Below are 21437 nucleotides of genomic sequence, written 5' to 3'. Positions count from 1 at the left end.
GGACCCAGACAATAAGGGAAGATGATGAAGGCAAATGGCGGCATAGGTGTTTTGAACGGTGCAGCGCGCGACGTCGTAAAGCTGAATCCGCAGGACAACATCGTTATCGCCCTGCGGGACCTTCAAGCCGGTGAGCGGCCTGAGCTCGTCCCTGTACCTTTGACCAAATCGGTCGCACGCGGGCACAAGATTGCGGTGGCTCCGGTTCGTGCCGGCGAAAACATCGTTCGCTACGGCCAGATCATCGGTCAGGCAAAGTGTGATGTTGCCCCTGGCGAACATATCCACGTACACAATCTGGGTATGGGCGCGCACCAACAGGACTATGCCCATGCCAGCGCAAACAAGCCGCTACCCGGAAGATCAGAGGCGCGGACGTTCGATGGTTACTTCCGGACCGGCGGCAAGGTGGGAACTCGGAATTACATAGGGATTCTGACCACGGTGAATTGCTCTGGCTCGGTTGCGCGGTTCATTGCAGAAGCAGCCGGGAAATCCGGATTGTTGGACAGCTTTCCCAATGTCGATGGTGTGGTGCCGATCGTGCATGGCACTGGCTGCGGGATGTCGGGCAAGGACGAAGGCTATGCAACCTTACTCCGCACGCTTGCCGGATATGCCCAACACCCGAATTTCGGGGGTATCCTTTTGATCGGGCTTGGGTGCGAGGTCATGCAGGTGGCGGATCTTGTCGGCGGTCGTCCGATCCGCCCAGACGGCGTGTTACGGTATATGACCATTCAGAACGAGGGCGGCACCCGTCGCACTATCGAGCGTGGGCTGGACGAACTGCGCGGTATTGCCGAACTGGCCAGCCAGGTACAGCGTGCTCCGGCGCCGGTCAGTGCGCTTACCGTCGGGATGCAGTGCGGCGGTTCAGACGGCTATTCCGGCATCACGGCGAACCCGGCCTTGGGCTATGCCTCGGACCTTCTGGTGCGCCATGGTGGGACAACGATCCTGTCGGAAACCTCAGAGATCTACGGAGCGGAACATCTGCTGACCCGACGGGCCGAAACCGTTGAAGTCGGCGAGAAGTTGATCGAACGCATCCACTGGTGGGAAGACTACACCGCTCGCAATGGCGGTGAGATGGACAATAACCCAAGCCCCGGCAACAAGCGCGGCGGTTTGACGACGATCCTTGAAAAATCGTTGGGGGCAGTCGCCAAAGGCGGCACCGCGCCGCTGCGCGCCGTTTACAAGTTTGGCGAACAAATCAACAAGCGCGGTTTTGTTTTCATGGACAGCCCCGGCTTCGATCCATGTTCAGTCACGGGGCAGGTGGCCTCGGGGGCGAACCTGATCGTGTTCACTACGGGGCGCGGCTCGGTTTCAGGCTATCAGCCCACGCCCTGCATCAAGCTCGCCACCAATTCCGAAATGTATGCGCGCATGTCCGAGGACATGGACCTGAACTGTGGCGACATCGTTACCGACGGTGTCAGCATCGAAGCCAAGGGCGAGGAACTGTTCGAAATTCTGATCCGTGTCGCCTCGGGCGAGAAAACCAAAAGTGAGGAGCTTGGCTTCGGGGGCGTGGAATTCGTGCCCTGGCAAATTGGCGCGGTGATGTAACCCGCGCGCAGCCCCTGGGGAGAGGGGCAAATGGGAGGAAACATGTCTAAGTTGGTCGAAATGGCGGGGATCGAAAAGTTCTTCCCCGGCGTGCACGCGCTGAAATCTGTGCAGTTCGATCTGGAGCCGGGCGAAGTTCACGCACTGATGGGCGAGAACGGGGCTGGCAAAAGCACTTTGATGAAAGTTTTGTCGGGCATTTATCAGCGTGACGAAGGAGTCCTGAAAGTCGAAGGGCGCGAGGTCAGTCCCACAACCCCGCGCGAGGCGCAGGATCTGGGCATCGGCATTATTCATCAAGAACTGAGCCTGATGAATGATCTGACTGTGGCGCAGAATATCTTTATCGGGCGCGAGCCACGCAAGAGCTTTGGTCGCCTGGATGAGGTCGCGTTGAACGCGCAGACAGCCGGTATTTTTGCCTCGATGAACCTGAACCTTGATCCAAAAGCTCTTGTGGGCAGTCTGACCATCGCCAAACAGCAGATGGTCGAGATCGCCAAAGCCTTATCTTTCCGCTCCAAGGTTCTGATCATGGATGAGCCGACTGCGGCGCTGAACGACGCCGAGATCGCAGAATTGTTTGTGATCATCCGACGCCTCAAGGCCGAAGGCGTGGGGATCGTTTACATCAGTCACAAGATGGACGAGCTGAAACAGATCTCGGATCGCGTGACGGTGATGCGGGATGGCGAATATGTTGGCACAGTGGGGGCCGCGGACACGCCGATCAGCCAGATCATCGCCATGATGGTGGGTCGCGAAGTCAAGGAAGAGCCGCTGGATCCGCCAAATCTGGACGATGCCGAAGTGTCTCTGCAAGTCACGGGGCTGAGCCGTGACAATGAGATTCACGAAGTCAGCTTTGCGATGCAGAAGGGGGAAATCCTCGGTTTTGCGGGCCTGATGGGGGCGGGTCGAACCGAGGTTGCACGCGCGATATTTGGCGCTGACCCAAAGGATGGCGGAGAAATCCGGGTGCATGGCAAGGTGGTTACGATCAAGTCCCCTTCCGACGCGGTCAAAGCAGGGATCGGGTACCTGTCCGAGGATCGCAAGCACTTTGGCCTCGCCACTGGCATGAACGTGCGCGACAATATCGCGCTGGCCTCGATGGATATGTTCACCGGTGCGGGCGGTGTTCTCAACGACAGTGAAATCAGTTCTACAGCCAAAAGCTATATCAGCCAGTTGGGCATCCGCACGCCCTCGGACATGCAAGAGGTCAGGCTGTTGTCGGGCGGCAACCAGCAAAAAGTTGTTATCGCCAAATGGTTGCTGCGCGATTGCGACATTCTGATCTTTGATGAGCCGACACGCGGCATCGACGTAGGGGCGAAATCCGAGATCTACAAGCTGCTCGAAGACCTGGCAGAGCAGGGAAAGACCATCATCGTGATCTCGTCTGAATTGCCCGAGATCATGCGCCTCAGCCATCGCATCGCGGTGATGTGCGAAGGCCGCCTGACCGGCATTCTTCCCGGGGGAAGAAACACCACTCAGGAAGACATAATGCATCTGGCCACACAACGCGCCGCAGCGATGCATGTAACAGGGACATTGCAATGACCACAGCAACGGATGTCGACAAGAAGAAACCCCTCTCGGGTCTGTCGGAAAGCGGCGCGTACCAAAAGCTGCTGGCCTTCGCCAGCCTGATCGTATTGCTGATCGGCTTTTCGATCGCGTCGCCCAATTTCATGCAGACTTCGAACATGATCGCCATATTGCAGGCTACCTCGGTCAATGGGGTGCTCGCTGTAGCGGCAACGCTGATCATCATTACTGGCGGGATCGACCTTTCGCTGGGCACGCTGATGACTTTCTGCGCCGTGATTGCGGGCGTAGCGCTGACCTATCTGGGGATGCCCTTGCTGTTGGGCGTGGCGGCGGCCATTGCGGCAGGCGCGCTGTGTGGTCTGTGCTCGGGCACGTTTGTGGCCAAGATGAAAATACCGCCCTTCATTGCCACGCTTGGCATGATGCTGATCCTAAAGGGGCTGTCGCTTGTTATTTCGGGCACGCGCCCAATCTATTTCAACGACACGCCGGGGTTCGATCAGATCTCGCGCGGATCATTGATTGGCGAGATTTTCCCGAATCTGCCCATTCCCAACGGTGTGTTGATCCTGTTCCTTGTGGCCATCGCGGCCTCGTACATTTTGGGACGTACGGTGCTGGGGCGGTATGCATTTGCGCTGGGCTCGAACGAAGAGGCGGTCCGGCTGTCGGGCGTGAACACCGATATGTGGAAGATGCGTATCTACGCCTTGGCGGGGGCGATCTGCGGCATTGCAGGCATTCTGATCGCGTCGCGTCTCAACTCGGCCCAACCGGCATTGGGTCTAGGGTACGAGCTTGAGGCCATCGCGGCCGTGGTCATCGGCGGCACGTCTCTGTCCGGAGGGCGCGGGACAATTCTGGGCACATTGATTGGCGCGCTGATCATGGCGGTTTTGACCAATGGCCTGCGCGTACTGTCCGTTGCACAGGAATGGCAGACCGTTGTGACCGGCGCAATCATCATCCTTGCGGTCTACGCCGACATGGCGCGACGCAAGAAGGCAGGGTGATCAGGGCGATTCACCAAAGTCGAAATCAACCAACTGGAGGAGAGAAATGTTTTCACGTCGATTTATTCTGGGGGCCCTAAGCGCGGTCACTCTTGCAGGACCCGCCTCAATGGCGGCTGCGGAAGATATCTATATCCCACTGGTCTCGAAAGGATTTCAGCATCAATTCTGGCAGGCTGTGAAATCGGGTGCCGAGCAGGCGGCGGACGAGTATGGCGTCACCATCACGTTTGAAGGCCCGGATAACGAAACCATGGTCGATCGCCAGATCGACATGCTGGCGGCTGCGCTGGCCAATAATCCCAAGGCAATTGGGTTTGCCGCGCTGGACAGTCAGGCCGCGATCCCGTTGCTGAAGCAGGCAAACGAAAAGGGAATTCCGATCATCGCGTTTGACAGCGGTGTCGACAGCGATATCCCGCTTTCAACTGCCACCACCGACAATCTGGCGGCTGCCGGGCTTGCGGCAGACAAGATGGCTGAAAAACTCGGCGGTAAGGGCAAGGTTGCTGTCGTGGCACATGACCAGACCAGCCGGACAGGCATCGACCGCCGGGATGGTTTCGTCAATCGCATGGCCGAGAAGTATCCCGACATCGAGGTCGTCACGATTCAGTACGGTCAGGGCGACCACCTGAAATCGACAGAGGTGACAAAGGCGATCCTGACCGCGAACCCGGATTTGAAGGGTATCTTCGGCACAAATGAGGGTTCAGCCATCGGTGTGGTCAACGGCGTTCAGGAACTGGGCACCGAAGGTCTGGTCATCATCGGCTATGACAGCGGCAAGGCCCAGAAAGACGCAATCAAAAGCGGTCTTATGACCGGCGCCATCACCCAGAACCCGGTCGGCATCGGCTATGAGACCGTCAAGGCCGCTGTTTCAGCGTTGAACGGTGAAGACGTTCCGAACCTGATCGATACGGGCTTCTACTATTACGACGCGTCGAACATTGACGACCCGAAAATCGCGGCGGTTCTATACGACTGAACCTCGGCAACAGCGTGAGTTAGACTGGCCCGGCTGTTTCAGCCGGGCCAGATTGCTGAGACGCACATCTTTGCGGTGGACTGATGTTTGCCGTGGCGGGTGCAGCGTTCACCCCATGTCGGTTTCGAATTCAGGTTATTTGGCATCATTGGTCTCTGATTTTTTCGAAACGGTTGTATTTCTTGCCACTAAAAGCTGGTCGATGAACGGGGCCGGTCAAGGCGGGAAGAAAGCCGACGGTAAAAACCGCCCAACCGATGCACCAAACGACGGCTGCAAGAACTTCCAGCTGAAAGGCCGGCAGCAGCGGTGAGGCCAGACGGGTCACTGCAGACATCCACACCAACACGACGCCGATTACAAAGGGATTGCGAGCTTTCATGTCACCGGCTTTTGTATGGGCGGCAGCTCGGCCCGAGATGGCCATGATCAAACCGCTCAACCCTCCTATGGTGATTGCGTGCAAGGCGTCTTTGATGCGATAGACATCAGATACCAGCCCCGACAAGCCCATGATCAGCAACCCCATGGGCAGCCACAGGTAAGACAGATGCAAGGCCGCCAGAAGCGGGTTTGCCAGCACGTCAAACGTCTGCCATCTGCGCATTTGCCAAATCAGCAAAAGTGCTGTGGCAATCATCGCAAGGCTTTGACAGACACTCCAACCATTGAGCGCCGCGAGAATGCACACAACCAGCAACGCCTGTGTCAGTATTGTGTAGGCGGCCATTGGTAAGGGGATTGTATTGGATCGCCCCTTACTGAGCAGCCAATTGCTGGTGAAGGCCGGAATGGCCCGAGAGCCGACCCCATTCAACAGCATAGTGGCCCCAAGCGTCATGGGCAGCATCATGTCAAAGGCGACCCATGGCATACCAAAAGAAGTCGCGCTCATAAACAAGGCTTCGCTGATGCCAAGCGCAAGGATAACGCAAAGAAACCCGAGCTTGTTGAAGGCACGCGCGCACCATAGGTGGCGACCAACCACGACCGCCAAAAGTCCGAAATAACCGGCGTTGAACGCAAGCGGGACAAACGGAAAAGTGGTGCAGGCAAATGCTGTAGCGATACGCGCACCCAGCCAGAGAGCAAACAGTGCTTTTAAACATGAGCCCTGCGTTGGCAAAGCCCTTGTCCAACCGGGGAGTGCAGTCAGTATGTATCCGCCAATCGCCGCCCCGGCGAACCCGAAAATGAGTTCGTGGACATGCCAGAGGACCTCGGGAGTGCAGGCTGGGCCGGGTAGGCCGATCCAATCGCCCAAGGGCCACCAGCCCACTGTAATAAAAGCGCAAAGATAAGCCGCGAGGAACAGTGGACGGTACGGTGCTGCCCAAAAAGACGCAAGAGTCCGATTGCTATCTGTTTTGGGCGTCACGGCGCCTTGGGGGGCTGGTCTGAAGTGCCTGACCATTCGGCACCGCAGCGACCCGTCAGGAAACCGTCGCTCAGCCGGATACCCGGATGTTTGTCGCGCATAGCCTGCCCCAATTCACCTTGGGCCAACACGCCATCAACTCGCCGCCGGTACAAATCGCACAACTCCAAGAAACCGTCGGCCTGCGGTGACAGGCGCAGGGCGGATACTCCGGTATCCCGTAAAAGATCAATCTGGTGATCCGTACAGGCATAGCTGTCCGACAGGGTCTGCACCCCGTTCATCGCCATGAATGGCACACCGTCACTGGTCACAACGTCAAGCCCGTCCGGGTCATCTTCGCAGGCGAACTGACAATTGTCCTTGCTGCGCCCGTGTAGTCTGGCGTGATAGCAACGTCCGGAAATGGCCAGGGGCAGACGACCGTGACCCCATACCTCGATCGCGACGCCCTTGTCCTTTGCGGCCTGAGCCAAAACCTTGACGGACTCGACAGGGAGTTCAGGCGGCAGGCAAATGCGCCGGGCGCCTCGTGATGCCAACCAGTTCACCGTGCTTTCGTTATATACGTTCACCAGCGGTCCAACGGAAAACGCGCACCCATTGGGGATGTACACCAGAGCTGTCAGGTCGTTTATCTCGACCATGACACCCATGTCTGCCAGCTCCGCAGTCAATCTGAGCTCTCGCTTCAGTGTCACCAAAGCCAGAGTCGTCAACGTGACCTCTTTCCCGGCATCCAAAAGTCGGGATACGGCTTCTGGGATGCGATCTTGATAGAACGGCAAGCGTTTGGAACACACCAGCTCCCCGATCACGACCCGGTCAACAGGTGACTGAGTCAAATCGCTGTAAAAGGATTCCCAGCGTTCGGCTGACCAGAAAAACTGGTTTGGGCCAACGGTCAATTCCATCAGACTATCTCCAGGTCTTTTTGTATGCGCCGGTTGTCATGGCTTGCCCCTCGGACAAACGAGCGAGCATCCCCTGGGGCAGCGGACGTCCGGCATCCAATGCATCCACTGCAGCACGAAAGTTTCGAACGACTTGCGCGACATAGGATTTTGAACGTTGACGCCCTTCGATTTTCAAGGCGGTCACACCGGCCTTCTGCAATTGCGGGATCAACCGTTCAGCATTCAAACTGACGGGGTCTTCGAACAGATGTCCGGTCTTTCCTCCTGCAGAAAAACACCCTTTGCAAAGCGTTGGGTATGGTGCAGGCGCATTCCGTTCGACGCGATGAATCAGATAGCCGCCAAGACGGGCATCCAGAGCTCCGTCATCTTCCTCATACTCTACGTGGCTGGCCGGTGAGCAGACACCGTTCATATTTGGGGACAGCCCTGTGGCATAGGAGGACAGTGAGCATCGCCCTTCGGCCATGACGCATAGACCGCCGAAGACAAAAACCTCGGTCTCGACGTCGGTCTCGGCATTGATAGCGGAAATCTCGTGTACGGATAACACACGCGGCAAGACCACCCGTTTGACGCCAAACGTCTCGGCATAAAAGTTGATCACATCGGCATTGGCTGCAGCTGCCTGAACGGACAGATGCCTGCGCAAGCCGGGATGGTTCCGCGCGGTATGATCCAGCAGTCCCAGATCGGCCAGGATCACCGCATCCGCGCCGCAGGTTTCTGCGTCTGCCACCGCATGATGCCAGATGGACTCGCTGCCTGCACGGGGAAACGTGTTGATCGCGACCAGCACTTTGGCGCCGTGTTCATGTGCAAAAGAGATCCCGGACCGCATCTCGGTCCGGTCAAAATTGAGACCGGGAAAATTGCGCGCGTTGGTTTCGTCATTGAAGCCGCAATAGATTGTATGAGCGCCAGCCTTGACCGCTGCTCTCAAGGCGGCGGGTGTGCCTGCGGGGCAGACGATTTCCATTACCATGAAAGAGAGTCCTCCGGCCGGGTCAGGCACAGGCCAGTTCGACGTTCTGCGAATGCAATTATCTGTTCCAAGAAGCGTGCCAATGGGCCAGACACATTAGTGACCTCATGCGCGAGGTCCAGTTCCGCGTCATCGATTGCGTTTCTCAAAGCCAAGGCCGCTGCGGTGTCGCCTTGAATCACAAGGTCGCGCGAAAAAAACAGTGCATCGCCATCAAAAGCCCCATGCACCAGCCCCAACAGGGCCGCCAAAGGGCCAGAGATTCGCGCTGTCCCGTCCCCATGCTTTCGGCTCACGGTTATCGTTGGAAGCCCATTATTTGGCTTGAGAAGCAGAACAACCGGCAAATCCGTGGGGTCCAGAACAAACAAGGCCCGATTGTGTTTCCCGAGCCTGCGAAACATGTCTGGATGTGCTTTTGCGATCCGACGCGAGAACGCTGTCAGTGACAGTGAAAGGGGTACGAGTGGAACGAACCTCAGCGCGGTTGCCAAAGCGACCGGGCATTGTGGTATCTGGGTTTGGGGAACAGACAAACAGACCTCCTGCTGTCTCAAGATGGTGATTACGGACATGTCCTAAGCGGTTCGCGAAGCCATGCATTTGACGGTTGTCAATTCGATGCCGAGGTTTCGCTGCTAGGGGATCGGAACCACCGACGGAGCAAGACCATTCGCACCCTTCCGCAATACCCCAGCCTTCGACATTTTCTGAAATGGTGTGACGAAAACGGGCAATTCAGGCATATCCCTGACCCGGTTTCAGTGCGCCATCAGATGACTGCCGTTCACCGAGCGGTGTTAGAGGCCAAGGGGCCGGTCCTGCAATTTGATCAGCCAACGGGTTTCTCTGCGAGGGGGTCCTCGATTCCCGTTGTGGCCAATTTGTTTGGAACAACGGAACGGGTTGCCGCCGGTTTGGGTGTTTCGCTTGACGGGTTGGACGATCTGGGCAGTTTTCTGGCCGCGTTGCGGGCGCCGACACCTCCGGACGGGTTGCGGGACGCGCTGTCGCGGTGGCCAATGCTGAAGGCGGCTCTGTCCACACGGCCAAAGGTTGTCAAAACTGCACCTGTCCAACATGCTTGCTACAGTGGACCTGATGTGGACCTGCGCGCGCTGCCAATACAAACGCACTGGCCGGAAGACGCAGGGCCGCTGATTACATGGCCTGTTGTCCTGACTCGGCCTTATGGCAGCGAACCCAATGCTGCGCAGGGCTATAATGCAGGTGTCTATCGCGTTCAGGTACTGGATCGAAACCGCCTGATCATGCGCTGGCTGCCCCATCGCGGTGGGGCTGGTCACCACCGAGGCTGGGCCCGGAACAATAAAAAAATGCCGGTCGCAATCGTCCTCGGCGCGAACCCTGCGACGTTGTTGTCGGCGGCCCTGCCATTGCCGGAAACTGTGTCTGAATTGACGTTTGCAGGTGCGCTGAACCAAAGCCGCCCACGCCTAGTCCCTGCACGAACTGTTCCAATGTTGGTTCCGGCAGATGCCGAGATCATTCTGGAGGGATGGGTTTCACCAAACGAAATGGCACCTGAAGGGCCTTTTGGCGATCACACGGGGTATTACAATCCTGCCGAGCCATTCCCTGTAATGCATGTCACCGCAGTGACTTATCGCGAAGCGCCTTTGTACCTGTCCACCTATACCGGGCGACCGCCGGACGAGCCGGCGATCATTGGCGAGGTGTTCAATCGTCTGGCTTTGCCGACGATCCGTGCGCAGATTCCTGAAATCTGCGACCTTTGGCTGCCGCCAGCCGCCTGTTCTTATCGCATTGCGATCGTTGCCATCGATAAACGGTATCCGGGGCAGGCGCGTCGCGTGATGATGGCCCTGTGGGGGATGCTGCCGCAATTCAGCTATACAAAGATGATTGTTGCCGTCGACGCTGACATCAACACCCGAAACTGGGATGACATTGCCTGGGCGCTTGCTACGCGCATGGACCCTGGCCGCGATGTGATCACTTTAGACAGAACTCCAATGGATTACCTCGATTTCGCGTCACCCGAGCCTGGCCTCGCAGGAAAGATTGGCCTGGACGCGACGACCAAGATTCAAAGCGAAACGAAACGGGAATGGGGAACGGTCATGCGCAGTTCTGAAGCGGATCTGGAATTCGCGCAAAACCTTGTAAACAAAAGAATGCCGGAGTTGCAGCCATGAAACAGGTTCGGGTTGTTCTGGGCGTATCTGGGGCCTCGGGGGCGGCTCTTGGCCCAGCGGTTGCACGGCGATTGGCGGCCGCAGGTGTAGAAACAGACCTTGTTGTCAGTGCTGCTGCCAAGCTCACGTTACACCAAGAGTGCGGTCCCACTGCGTTTGCGGATTTGCAACGACTTGTCTCTCGGACTCACCCCTCGGATGACATAGGAGCTTCGATCGCGTCCGGTTCCGTCCCTGTGTCGGGTATGATCGTCGCGCCGTGTTCCATGCGCACACTGGCCGCCATAGCGCATGGGTTGGATGATAACCTGTTGACCCGTGCCGCCAGTGTTCAACTTAAGGAGCGCAGGCCGCTGGTTCTGTTGGCCCGCGAGGCGCCTCTGACCCTTGCACATCTGCGCAATATGACGGCCGTTGCCGAAATGGGGGCCATTATCATGCCGCCAGTACCTGCCTTCTACCTGAAGCCGGTCAATCTTGTTGAGATCATTGACCAAATTGCAAGCCGCGCTGTGGATAGCCTGAAAATCAGCGACCCGATGGCCCGGCAATGGCATCCTGTGAGCTCAGGTTCGGTTTCATCCTAAAGGCTTGGCTTTGCACCAGTGGCGGGAAATCGCGGGGGGCTAACTCTAAAGCGACTACACGGTTGGTCTGTTGTCTTGCAGAATTCCCTTTCAGAACCGGCCAGTCAGTTTCAACGTGTCTGCCAGCGGCGGATTTCTGCATTTAGCAATGTTGCATCCTTACGCAGTTGAAGTTTGTCGGCCCAGTCCCGCGCTTGCTTCCATTCGGACATCGCTTCGCCCTGGGCTCCGTCCAGAAATTGGCTGAGCCCACGCCAAAGCCCAAGCTGTGCCTTTCCGACGGGAAAGACCTTGCTGTAGCGTGACAGCTTCGCGAGCGCGCGCGCTTCCAAGTCGCGTTTTTCGTTTTGGTTTGACCACAAACCCGCTTCCCGGCCGCGCAGAAGGACTTCGAGCACGCTCGAAATTCCGACGATCACGCTGTGTGAGGATGGCCGACGCATCTGGTCGAGGAACTCCATGGTTGTCACCGCTGCGTCGTAGCTTTCGGAATGCTTGCCAATCCGCGTCAAAGCAAGCGCCATCGCACCTGTCGCCGAAATCCGGGCTGCAATATCGGCGGATTCAGACATGCTCGTGTTTGCCACACGCAGCAGATCGACGGCCTGACGCGGATTGTCGATATGCAGCAGGTAAAGCGCCTTGCAGCGAAGCGCCCAAATTTCCTGCTGAATGTTTCCGGCGTTTTGCGCCCGCAGAAGAAGCAGACGCGTCGTCTCTTCCAGCGCATCGAGATTGCCGCGATAGTATTGCGACCAGAAACGAATGCCTTGCGCGTTGCACCACCGAAGCTGATCGCCAGATTCCAGTGCAAGTTTTTGGGCCTGATCAATACGTTTGTCGAGCATGCCCCAATCGCAAACACCCACGCGCCAGAGCGCATCGAGTGTACATACATGCGATTGCAGCGCGGGGTCTTCCAGCTTGATCGCCACGTCTTCGGCGCGGTTCATCAGTCGGGCGTTCATCCTGCGCCACCCCATCATGCCAAGCCCTGCAGCCAACTGACAGTTGGACAAAACCGTTTCAACCGACACGTCGGTCCACTCTGCCCGGATAACGGCGCCCAGCAGATTGCACATGCCACGCGCGAACCTCAGTTCAAAATAGTCGACGGTTGCTGCCTGGTTCAGGCACCGAGCGATTTCCCCATTCCATCGCGCCCCGTCAGTATCTGTGCGAAAGTCGCGATTATGTGGCAAGGCTTGGCGGGTTAGAATACGCAAGCCGCGTGTGGCCAGGTGCAGGCCAATGGACACGGCCGAGTTCGGTACCGTGTGCCCAGCCACGTCAAGAGCCGAGCGAATGGCCACGCCCTGTGCCTGGATGTCGCCACGCCCATAATGCGCCTCTGCCAACTGCCGTCGCCACGTCACCGATCGCAGCCTTTGCTCGGGTGTCCAACTGCTGTGCGGAGGCTCGTGATCCAGACAGATGGCGAGGAAAGATTCCACTTCGCGATAGGCACCACTGCGCAATGCACTGGTCGCGGCGCTATCGGCATATTTGACAGCCTGATCGTATGCGCCCGCAGCTTCGAAATGCCGGGCCAGGGTCGCGATGCCGTTTGCAGTCGCATCGGGTTGTTCCAGTTCCAGCCACGTGGCCAAGGACTTGTGCAGATGTCGCCGACGATCATTGGTAATCGAATTGTAGACAACATCCCGAATCTGATCGTGCCGAAACTGGTACAGGCTTTCCTGTTGTTGGCGCACGATAAGTTGCGCGTCGACAAGGCGCTGTAGCGCCGTAGCCACCGAGTGTCCCAGAAGCGCTTGCAGGGGCCGCTCTGCAAACGTGCGACCAATGATCGATGCTGCGCTCAGAACTTCGCGAGAGGCACCATCAAGTTGTTCGAAACGTTCCCGGATCACTCTTTCGATGCCTTCGAAATAGCCGAGGTCGGGCAGGGGGCGCGCCGACTGCCAGTGGCCGTCACGCTCGAAGATCATTCCCTCGCTTTTCAACGACAAGGCGATCTCTTCTGCAAATAACGGGTTCCCGCTTGCCAGTGACAATATCTGATGTTCGATTTCCGCCCCTGCTGGCGTGCCGTCCAGAGTCCGCGTGATCAGCTGACGCATCGAGGTTTCGTCCAGTTCCGTAAGATCGACGCGGCGGTAATACTGCGCCAGGTCAGCCGGGCTTGGCGTAGCGCCCGATGCAATCTCTTCCGCGCTCCGGCTTAAATCGGACAGGGGTTGCGGTATTTCACCTGCGCGGACGCAAAGGACCACCAGTAGCGTGTCGAGAGAGGTTAGAACCCATTCGACAAGACGCCAAGAAGCCGAGTCCAGCCATTGACTGTCCTCTAAAACAAACGCGACCGGGCGCGGTGCCAGTAACCCGACGATGTCGGCGATCAAACGCATCGTCGCATCGGCTCTGTGGGCACCTGACAGGTGCATCGTGTTTTGAGATTCAGGCAATTCGATCGCCAGCACGTCGCTGAGCAAAGGCAAGCCTGCAGCAATTCGGGCGTCGTCGCCAACGTGCTGCTGAATCACGTCAAAGACAGCTTGACCATCTCGTAGATCTTGCAGACCGGTCAGGGCGTGCAGCAGTTGCCGCCATACGTGGAGTGAGCTTCGCCGGTCATCCCGTTCGGCGCGCGCAACAAAAACCGAGGCCCCACGTTCCTTCAGACCGTCTTCAAAGGCATTGATCAGCGTCGTCTTGCCAGTGCCCGGCTCGCCGACGACGACAACAAGTCGTTTTGCACCTGAACTGACGTGCTCAAACGCTGTATTGAGGAATTCGAGCTCCGAACCGCGCCCGATCAGTTTTGTCTCGCGCTCCATCTGTTGGCGTCGTGGAGCCGGGTGAAAGACCGGAACAACTTCACCAAGGCCGGTCAGTTGCAGCGATCTGCTTTGTGTGAATTCGAACTCACCTCGAGCCAGCCGTTGTGTCCGTGAGTCGCACAGTATGTCGTCGTCAACTTGCGCCATCAGACGCGCGGCGCGGTTGACCGACTGTCCGAACAGCATCGGTTGAAGCCTTTTGGAACTGCCCGCCACCCTGTAAAGCGCATCACCAGTTGCTACACCGACGGCAGCGCGCAACTTTCTTCGGTGGGCCAGGGCGACGATCGCCTGGGCCATGTCCAGTGCGCGTCGCGGGTCATCACGATGGAAAACGCCAGGCCCGCCAAAGCCGGCAAGGCAGACCAGACCATTCCCATCAAAGAAGAACTCACTTGCTGGCCCGTCCCGTGCGCGTAGCTCTAATTGTATGTCGCGACACAGGTCATGCAGGTCTGTCAGGTCAATAACCTCGTTAGGATGCTCTTCAGCGGGGCGGGTTAATCGGGCAAAGAGAACTGACACGGGCCTGATCTCGGAATTGCCCGACGAACTGACAGACGGGTCAGGTGTTCCTTGCACGTACCCTGATTCCATCGAGTTCCGCACAGATGGGGGCACGAATCCAAGCAGCCAGTCCGTGTCGGGATCAACGTCGCGGTTGACAGGCGGTGCAGCGGGTGTCCACTTTGCCTCGTCGGTACTGCCATAGGCCAATTGTGCCGTTTCGGATAATGCGACTTCGCCCACGCCCGTCTGGTCGAGCGCGCGCGCAGCCTGATCCAGCGCATCACCGCCGATCACAAGGTTCCAAATCGGATCGCCGCCAACTGCCAGAAGCCTAAGGTCGCCATGGCCGATGCCCGCATGGAAAGCGGTTTCTTCCGCCGTTCCAAGGGTTTCGGTGCCAAGGTCAGTCTGGCCGCAAATCGTGTCCGCAAATCGCTTGGCCTGAACGACGGCGCGCTGTGCCCCTGCTTTGTCGTCCGGCCAAAAGGCCAAAATGGAATCACCTGTGAATCTGACAACCTCACCATCAAGCGAAATGATCAAGTCGACGCAGCGCGTGTAAGACTGGTTGAGAAGCCTGCCGATCTGTTCCAGCCCCGCTTGCCCGCGTTGTGATGCACGCTCGACCAGGGCTGTGGACCGTGACACATCGATCAGGAGTGTTGCACCCGACAGGTTTACCTCTGCGGGCCGCGAACCGTCTGTGCCATGCAACCGTTTCAAAAGGAAAAGAGGAAGCAGATTGTCAAGCGTAATCAACGCGTTTTCCAAGACAAACCTCCGGTCCCACCAATACTCGAAACGTCTCCGCGCTGCCATGCCAGCGTGCAAACAAAGCTGGCAGGCGATCAATCGACGAGCTGCCTGCCCGGGGCCAGTTTTGCACAGAATCCGGGATTTATGAATGTTCAGCCAATGCGTCTGTGAATTTCACCAAGGAACGCCGTTTGGCAGTGTCGCGCGAAGACCGCCTGGAAATGTGCTATAATGCCAAGTGGGACGTCTGACGCATCTCTCTTTTTCTCTTCGTGGTTTCGCGAGTCCCAGCCGAATTGATCGGCGATGCAACTGGATCCTGGTCCGATCTAGTACTGCGTTGCGCCATCGTTTTCCGGACCAAACAAACAGGTTCATTAATGAGTAGTTTTGATACGGAATCTCGGACGGCCTGGATATCAAAAGGGTTCGAACACCTTGCAGCTGAAGTCAGTGCCGCACCCAATAATGAGGTTCATTTTGACGTTCTCATCATCGGCAGCGGTTATGGTGGGGCGGTGGCCGCAGCAACCCTTGCAGGGCGCTCCGACGGCGGGTCACTTGTCCGGGTTGGTGTGCTGGAACGCGGAAACGAGTACTTGCCGGGGGCCTTTCCCAGTGGTCTTGCCGAACTGCCAACATATCTGAGACGGGATGGCAACCGGCAGGGGCTTTTTGATGTCAGGTTAGGCCCCAAGGTTAATGTGGTTGTTGCAAATGGCCTTGGCGGCGGGTCGCTTATCAATGCAGGGGTCATGGAAACGCCGTCTCCTGACCGGTTCCAGTCCGGATGGCCAGCTGAACTCTCGACCTTCACCACGTGGCAGAATTTCTACGATGAGGCGGCAGAAATGCTGGGGGCCAGGATCGGAGGCGTGCCCAACCAGATCGGCAATCACCCGGACGGGCCGCTTGAAAAACATCAGGCGCTAGAAAGTATGGCACCGTCACACTTTCGGTCGGCTGACATTACGGTCGCCATGACGGACCGGACAAACGGAGCGAATGTCCGGCTCAAGAAGTGCATCAGGTGCGGCGACTGCGCCACGGGTTGCAATTTTGGAGCAAAAGAATCGCTGGATCTCGGTTTGCTGGTGCAAGCGCATCAGGCCGGGGCCGAGATTTATTGCGGTGGTACTGTTTTATACGTTTCAAAAGATGGGGATAACTGGATTGCGAATACGGTTTTCACCGACAAAAATCTGCGCCTGCGCGAGAATTCGGTCACCCGTATTCGGGCATCGAAAATCATCATCGCGGCGGGCACGATGGGGTCGAATGAAATCCTGGCACGTTCTCACGCGAATGGGTTGGCTTTGTCGGCACAAATGCTGGGGCAACGCTGTTCGACCAATGGTGACATGCTTGCAGCTGATTTTTCGACAAGCTCCGAGGTCAACACGGTCGCCGATGAGGCAGTTCAACCGTCGACCCGAAATATTGGCCCGACCATCACCGGGGTGATCGACCTGCGCGAGGACAAGGGCGTTCTGATTCAGGAGATTTCGGTTCCGGCCTCACTTCGCGTGGTTTTTGGTGAGGTTTTCGGGTCCGTCAACGCGCTCCATGCGTTGCAGGACATGGACTGGTCTTCGCACGGAACCGGATTCCCGAGCGATGATGGTTATGCCATTCCACCGCAGTCGATCAAACAGACTGCTGTCTTTGCTATTATGGGCGACGATGGCGCGAAAGGTGAGATTGAGGTCCGGAACAAGTCCAAGGATTTCGAGGTTGACGGAACCGCGCGAATGCTATGGCCGGGCGACGAACCGTCAACCTTCGTCAACGGTGTTGATACCCTTTCCAACCTGACGACCGGGTCGGGTGGGCGGTTCATAGCAAACCCGGCGTGGCGGCTTTTACCCGAGGATCTTTCGTTCCTGACCGGAGGCCAGCGCGGCCCGGTTACAACCGTTCACCCGCTGGGGGGGCTGATCATGGCCGATCATGGCTCTGACGGGGTGGTGAACCCGACCGGCCGGGTCTTCAGGTCCGACAGTTCCCCGGATGCCTATGAGGGGCTTGTCGTGCTGGACGGGTCGATTGTTCCAACTGCGCTTGGAACGAACCCGGCTCTGACAATCGCGGCACTGGCGCTGCGATCCGCCAGACATCTGGCCGCATTCTGGGGATACGATCCCGCGCAACCCCCGGCACCACAACCGCAACCGTTCGAACGCCCGGTATTTCGTGAGACGGACCATGCCGTTGAGCCCGAACCGACCGAAGTCGAGGTCATAGAACGCCTGCACGGCCCGGTCCGGTTTTCTCCGCAGGGCAAACCGCCGGGCCTGTTTGTTGTCGAGTTGACAATGCGGTTCGAGCCCAAACCGGTGCAAAGCTTGAATCCCGGGCAGCCTGGGCTTCCGGTGCTCGATGTTTCCACGTCGACCGGCGAGCGACTGATCCAGAGTGAGATCAGGGTTTTTGACAAGAATGAGTGGGATCAATTGGCCAGGAAATGGGACCCGCCGACCGTGCGAGAACTGAAGCTCGACGCTATGGCAAAGTTCCGGGCACCGCTTAGCGGAACGCTCAAGGTGCTGGAGCGGGAGGACAGTTGGTTCCTTGGTCGGATCTGGCGCGCAGGACGCGCCTGGTTCTGGAACCGCGGGCTCAGGGACATTTATCAGGCCGCTTTTGACGGCGGCTCCGGCCCGCCGGGGCCGGGTTTTCTGAGCAGGATCAAATCTGGCTTCGCCATTGCCAGTCGCGCGGGCGAGGTCCGCAGATTTGTCTATGATCTTCAGGTTGGAACCGCGGCACCGGGCGGAGATTTCACGCTGTCAGGAGACCGTATCGTCGGGATAAAACGCTTCACCTACAATCGGCGCGGAAACCCCTGGCGTCAGCTTATGGAAATCGAGTTGGAGGGGTTTCCTGGAATTGATACTGCGCATCCGCGCGTTCTGAAACTCGATACCGCGTATCTGGCGCGGATTGGCGTTCCGTTGTTCCGCATTGTGAAACAAGCGGACTCGGTTAAGGCGATCGCCGATCTTGGCGGCTTTTTGGGCTATTTCCTGCGTCTCTTGCTTGGCATCCATATCTGGAGCTTCCGCGCGCCGGACGAATGGCCATCCGAACCGCAGGTGGATTTTGAACCACCTGCCAAGCTGACACTCTCTGTCGGTTTGCCCGTCACGGCAGAGCCGCACTTTGATGAAGGAGCGATCCTGCCAGAGAAACCAGCGCTTTCGGCATCGGATGAATTGATCGAAGGTAAGGTGCGTATCACGCTGTATCGGAACTCAAACACCACAGAACGCCCTGTGGTGATGTTTCACGGTTACAGCGCTGGCGGAACGACCTTTGCCCACAAGGCCGTCACGCCGAACCTTGCAAGCCATCTGTACGAAAGCGGACGTGACGTGATGATCGCCGACATGCGCACGAGCCCATACTTCAAGCAGACGGCAAAGCAGCCTTGGGCCTTTGAGCAGATCGCAAAGCGGGATGTTCACTGGGTTATCGACAAGGCATTGGAACTCACCGGGGCTCAGCAAGTGGATGTGGTGGCGCATTGCATGGGCACGATCGTCGTCAGTCAGGCGATATTGGAGTCTGCGCAAGGGAATCCCCCGGCGGACGCTTTGTTCACGAAAATCGGACGCATGGCCTTTACGCAAGTGGGACCGCTTGTTGTGTTTTCCCCCATCAACATCCTGCGCGGCTACGTTATGCGCTATCTGGTGGAATTCCTGCCTGACGCGTACGAGTTCCGGCCTGAAAACCCGACCCTGGTCGACGATCTATGGGATCGTGTCGTCACCACCTTGCCTTACCCGGTAGAGGAATTTGACATCGAGAACCCGATCCTGCCCTGGAAGCGGACACCTTGGACACGCACGCGGCATCGGATGGATGCGCTGTACGGGCGCGACTTCACTGCCGCACGGATGGAAGACGGGGTCCTTAACCATATCGACGATCATTTTGGTGCTCTGAGCCTGCGCACTGTTGCATCGACCCTGCATTTTGCACGCCATGATCTGATGACCGACCATCGTGGCCGCAACGCGTTGGTGTCCCGGGATTTGCTGGAGAAAGGTTTGAAAAATATCCCGATTCTGAGCGTGCATGGTAGCGACAATGGGCTGTCCAATGTTGCGACGGTGGATCGGATGGAGCAGATCCTGCATGATGCCGGTGTCCAGTATCTTGCTCCTAAGATTATTGAGGGGGCGGGGCATCAAGACTGTTTGATCGGCGCGGATCGATTGGAAACGTTCGAAAGTATTAGAACGTTCCTTGATGCGGATGTAGGCCAAAACAACCATGTTCGAAACGACGAGCGCGTCGCCTACGCTCCGTGGATCGGGCCGATCATGACGCTTGAGGAACCGGACAATGCTGCCGAAGAAGGCTACATCGCGCGGATCGGCGCGGCGCCATCGCATCGCAAACCCGAAGGGGTCGTATTGCTGCGGGTTCATGTTTCCGGAAACAGCATCCTGAAACCGGACCAGACCGGCCCGTGGACAAAGAACGAAATTCTCGATTCCATGGCAGTGTATCGTTCGAGTCAGCTTGAACAAAAATTGTGGGATGCGTTCGAGATTCCCGCAGCGGATGTCATGCCGAACCATGATCCTGCGAATCCCGGGAACGCGACACTGATCCTTATCGTCTACGACGAAGCGCGGGTCCTCGCACCGGTCGTCGCGGCGCGTTACTACATGCTTGAAAACAGGCAGACACTGAAGGAATTCGATCGCACTGGCAAGCGGTCTGATGTGGTGTCCCGCGAAATCACGCTAGAGAGTTTTCAGGCCATGCGCGACGCGGTGGCAGACGCGTTGGCCCGCCAACTTTCAATGGAAAGACCAGAGGGCGAGAAGCCGGACAAAGGCAAAAACTATAAAGGTTTGCGCACGGTCAACCGATTGATGATCGACCCTGCCGCGGCGACCGGCGTAAGTCGGCAAGCGGTCACGGAAATGCAGTTTGGTCCCGATACGGTTTTTGGTACAGCCGCGCTGGAAAGTCTTCGCGATCAGAGTTTCGATTTGCATGATGGAATCGTGCCGGATCGTAAACCGCCAATCGGGGCAGATACCACGCGGTTCGTGTTCGGATCCTGTCAGTACCCTGCCGGGATGTTCGACGGTCCGACGGCGTACAAGTCCTACGCGGGTCTGGCGCATCGCCTGCGCGGTCCTGCTGCGACTGCCCCACGTTTCATGCTGTTTGTAGGTGACCAGATCTATTCTGATGCCACTGCGGGGGTTTTTGACCCGAGAGATCAGGATGACCGCTATCGCACACCCTATGAGAATTGGCTGCGCGCCAACCCGGTCAGAACTGCGCTTCGGTCGGGCCCATCGTACATGTTGCTCGATGATCATGAGTTGGTCGACAATTGGGAGCCGTCGGGACAGCCGCCTGCCACTTGGTTTGCGACCGCAGTTGACGCTTACAAGAAATACCAACACGGCCTGCGCGCGAACCGGGTTGAGTTCGATTTTGACGGTTTCCCGTTCTTCCTGCTGGACACACGCACGGATAGAAGCAGGCGACAGGTCAACAGCCTGGGCGGTGCCAAACTGTTTGACGCTGATCCACTGAACACAAATATGGCCGCGCTAAAGACGTTCCTCAGCAGCCACGATGGGCCAAAGTTCGTCATCACACCTTCGCTCTTTCTGCCGCGCCACAGGCGGGCCGTGCAGCGTGACGCGTCGCTCGACCCAACGAACCTCAGCGCCATCCATTCCGACGGTTGGGATGGCTACCTTACAACGATGCAAGAGGTGCTGCTTCACATCGCAAAAAACGAGATCTCCCATGTTGTTTTCCTTTCCGGCGATGAACACCGCGCGTGTTTCGCGACGGTCGACCTCAGCGAGACGAACGGAGACCACGTCGCGCGGTTTGTGTCGGTTCACACATCGGCCTTATGGGCACCGTTTCCTTTCGCGAACGGGAAGGCCGAAGACACAGCGGATCAGGAGACCTTTACAGTCGCTGATAATGTCGATCAGTTCACCTGTTCCGTAACCACAGACCGACCTGCGCCAGGCGATGGTCCGACATATATATATGTGGGCCGCAACGAGCAGGATTGGATTCTGGAAGTCGAGTATTCAGATGGAACGACGCAGAGCACAATTCTCACCTGATCCGCCTCCTCAGATCGATCAAACACTTGTCCGCAACGTCATCAAAACGCGCC

Annotated in this window: 12 protein-coding genes; 7 read left to right on the top strand and 5 right to left on the bottom strand. The window is 57.6% G+C overall.

The window, feature by feature from the left end:
- Positions 1–24 precede the first annotated feature (24 nt).
- From AC2FJZ_RS19375 to AC2FJZ_RS19360, 4 genes are read left to right on the top strand one after another with little or no spacing between them, the layout of a single operon-like run.
- Complete coding sequence (locus tag AC2FJZ_RS19375) at positions 25–1578, top strand: UxaA family hydrolase (protein WP_496779697.1); 1554 nt, start codon at positions 25–27, stop codon at positions 1576–1578.
- A 42-nt stretch (positions 1579–1620) separates the two neighbouring features.
- Positions 1621–3147, top strand: coding sequence for a sugar ABC transporter ATP-binding protein (locus AC2FJZ_RS19370; protein WP_496779673.1), 1527 nt, complete (start codon positions 1621–1623; stop codon positions 3145–3147).
- Positions 3144–4151 (top strand): ABC transporter permease, encoded by a 1008-nt coding sequence (locus AC2FJZ_RS19365; RefSeq protein WP_496779671.1) that lies wholly within the window; start codon positions 3144–3146, stop codon positions 4149–4151. The genes AC2FJZ_RS19370 and AC2FJZ_RS19365 overlap by 4 nt, the downstream gene beginning before the upstream one ends.
- 46 nt (positions 4152–4197) lie before the next feature.
- Positions 4198–5142: an ABC transporter substrate-binding protein gene (locus AC2FJZ_RS19360; RefSeq protein ID WP_496672216.1), complete on the top strand. Its 945-nt coding sequence runs from the start codon at positions 4198–4200 to the stop codon at positions 5140–5142.
- Between the two features lie 145 nt (positions 5143–5287).
- Here the strand turns inward: AC2FJZ_RS19360 and AC2FJZ_RS19355 are convergent, their stop codons facing one another.
- The 4 genes from AC2FJZ_RS19355 to ubiT are packed head-to-tail and all read right to left on the bottom strand — an operon-like array spanning position 5288 to position 8958.
- Complete coding sequence (locus tag AC2FJZ_RS19355) at positions 5288–6556, bottom strand: NnrS family protein (protein ID WP_496779669.1); 1269 nt, start codon at positions 6554–6556, stop codon at positions 5288–5290.
- On the bottom strand, positions 6517–7434 hold the full coding sequence (ubiV, locus tag AC2FJZ_RS19350; RefSeq protein WP_496779667.1) for a ubiquinone anaerobic biosynthesis protein UbiV: 918 nt from the start codon (positions 7432–7434) through the stop codon (positions 6517–6519). Before ubiV ends, AC2FJZ_RS19355 begins: the two co-directional genes overlap by 40 nt.
- Before the next feature lie 4 nt (positions 7435–7438).
- Positions 7439–8416, bottom strand: coding sequence for a ubiquinone anaerobic biosynthesis protein UbiU (ubiU, locus tag AC2FJZ_RS19345; RefSeq protein ID WP_496779696.1), 978 nt, complete (start codon positions 8414–8416; stop codon positions 7439–7441).
- Entirely contained in the window at positions 8416–8958 is a 543-nt protein-coding gene (ubiT, locus tag AC2FJZ_RS19340) for a ubiquinone anaerobic biosynthesis accessory factor UbiT (protein ID WP_496779665.1), read from the bottom strand. The genes ubiU and ubiT overlap by 1 nt, the downstream gene beginning before the upstream one ends.
- Positions 8959–9093: 135 nt before the next feature.
- On the opposite strand from ubiT, the gene AC2FJZ_RS19335 reads away from it, so the two are divergent.
- Together AC2FJZ_RS19335 and AC2FJZ_RS19330 are read left to right on the top strand one after the other, a co-directional pair.
- A complete protein-coding gene (locus AC2FJZ_RS19335) occupies positions 9094–10602 on the top strand; it encodes a UbiD family decarboxylase (protein ID WP_496779694.1) in 1509 nt (502 codons plus the stop codon).
- On the top strand, positions 10599–11189 hold the full coding sequence (locus AC2FJZ_RS19330; protein ID WP_496779663.1) for a UbiX family flavin prenyltransferase: 591 nt from the start codon (positions 10599–10601) through the stop codon (positions 11187–11189). The genes AC2FJZ_RS19335 and AC2FJZ_RS19330 overlap by 4 nt, the downstream gene beginning before the upstream one ends.
- 110 nt (positions 11190–11299) lie before the next feature.
- Here AC2FJZ_RS19330 and AC2FJZ_RS19325 read toward each other — a convergent pair whose 3' ends face one another.
- Positions 11300–15274, bottom strand: a complete 3975-nt coding sequence (locus AC2FJZ_RS19325; RefSeq protein ID WP_496779661.1) for an AAA family ATPase — start codon at positions 15272–15274, stop codon at positions 11300–11302.
- Positions 15275–15639: 365 nt separating this feature from the next.
- On the opposite strand from AC2FJZ_RS19325, the gene AC2FJZ_RS19320 reads away from it, so the two are divergent.
- Positions 15640–21384: an alpha/beta fold hydrolase gene (locus tag AC2FJZ_RS19320; RefSeq protein WP_496779660.1), complete on the top strand. Its 5745-nt coding sequence runs from the start codon at positions 15640–15642 to the stop codon at positions 21382–21384.
- Positions 21385–21437 lie beyond the last annotated feature (53 nt).

Source organism: Ruegeria sp. CDSA079 (genome assembly GCF_059612245.1).
This window is presented reverse-complemented; position numbering and strand designations above follow the sequence as displayed.

Excerpts from the sequence above, each read along its gene's own strand:
- AC2FJZ_RS19355 (WP_496779669.1), bottom strand. The coding sequence starts at position 6,556 with ATGGTCAGGCACTTCAGACCAGCCCCCCAAGGCGCCGTGACGCCCAAA.
- AC2FJZ_RS19375 (WP_496779697.1), top strand. The coding sequence starts at position 25 with ATGAAGGCAAATGGCGGCATAGGTGTTTTGAACGGTGCAGCGCGCGAC.
- AC2FJZ_RS19360 (WP_496672216.1), top strand. The coding sequence starts at position 4,198 with ATGTTTTCACGTCGATTTATTCTGGGGGCCCTAAGCGCGGTCACTCTT.
- ubiU (WP_496779696.1), bottom strand. The coding sequence starts at position 8,416 with ATGGAAATCGTCTGCCCCGCAGGCACACCCGCCGCCTTGAGAGCAGCG.
- ubiV (WP_496779667.1), bottom strand. The coding sequence starts at position 7,434 with ATGGAATTGACCGTTGGCCCAAACCAGTTTTTCTGGTCAGCCGAACGC.
- AC2FJZ_RS19365 (WP_496779671.1), top strand. The coding sequence starts at position 3,144 with ATGACCACAGCAACGGATGTCGACAAGAAGAAACCCCTCTCGGGTCTG.
- AC2FJZ_RS19370 (WP_496779673.1), top strand. The coding sequence starts at position 1,621 with ATGTCTAAGTTGGTCGAAATGGCGGGGATCGAAAAGTTCTTCCCCGGC.
- AC2FJZ_RS19320 (WP_496779660.1), top strand. The coding sequence starts at position 15,640 with ATGAGTAGTTTTGATACGGAATCTCGGACGGCCTGGATATCAAAAGGG.
- AC2FJZ_RS19330 (WP_496779663.1), top strand. The coding sequence starts at position 10,599 with ATGAAACAGGTTCGGGTTGTTCTGGGCGTATCTGGGGCCTCGGGGGCG.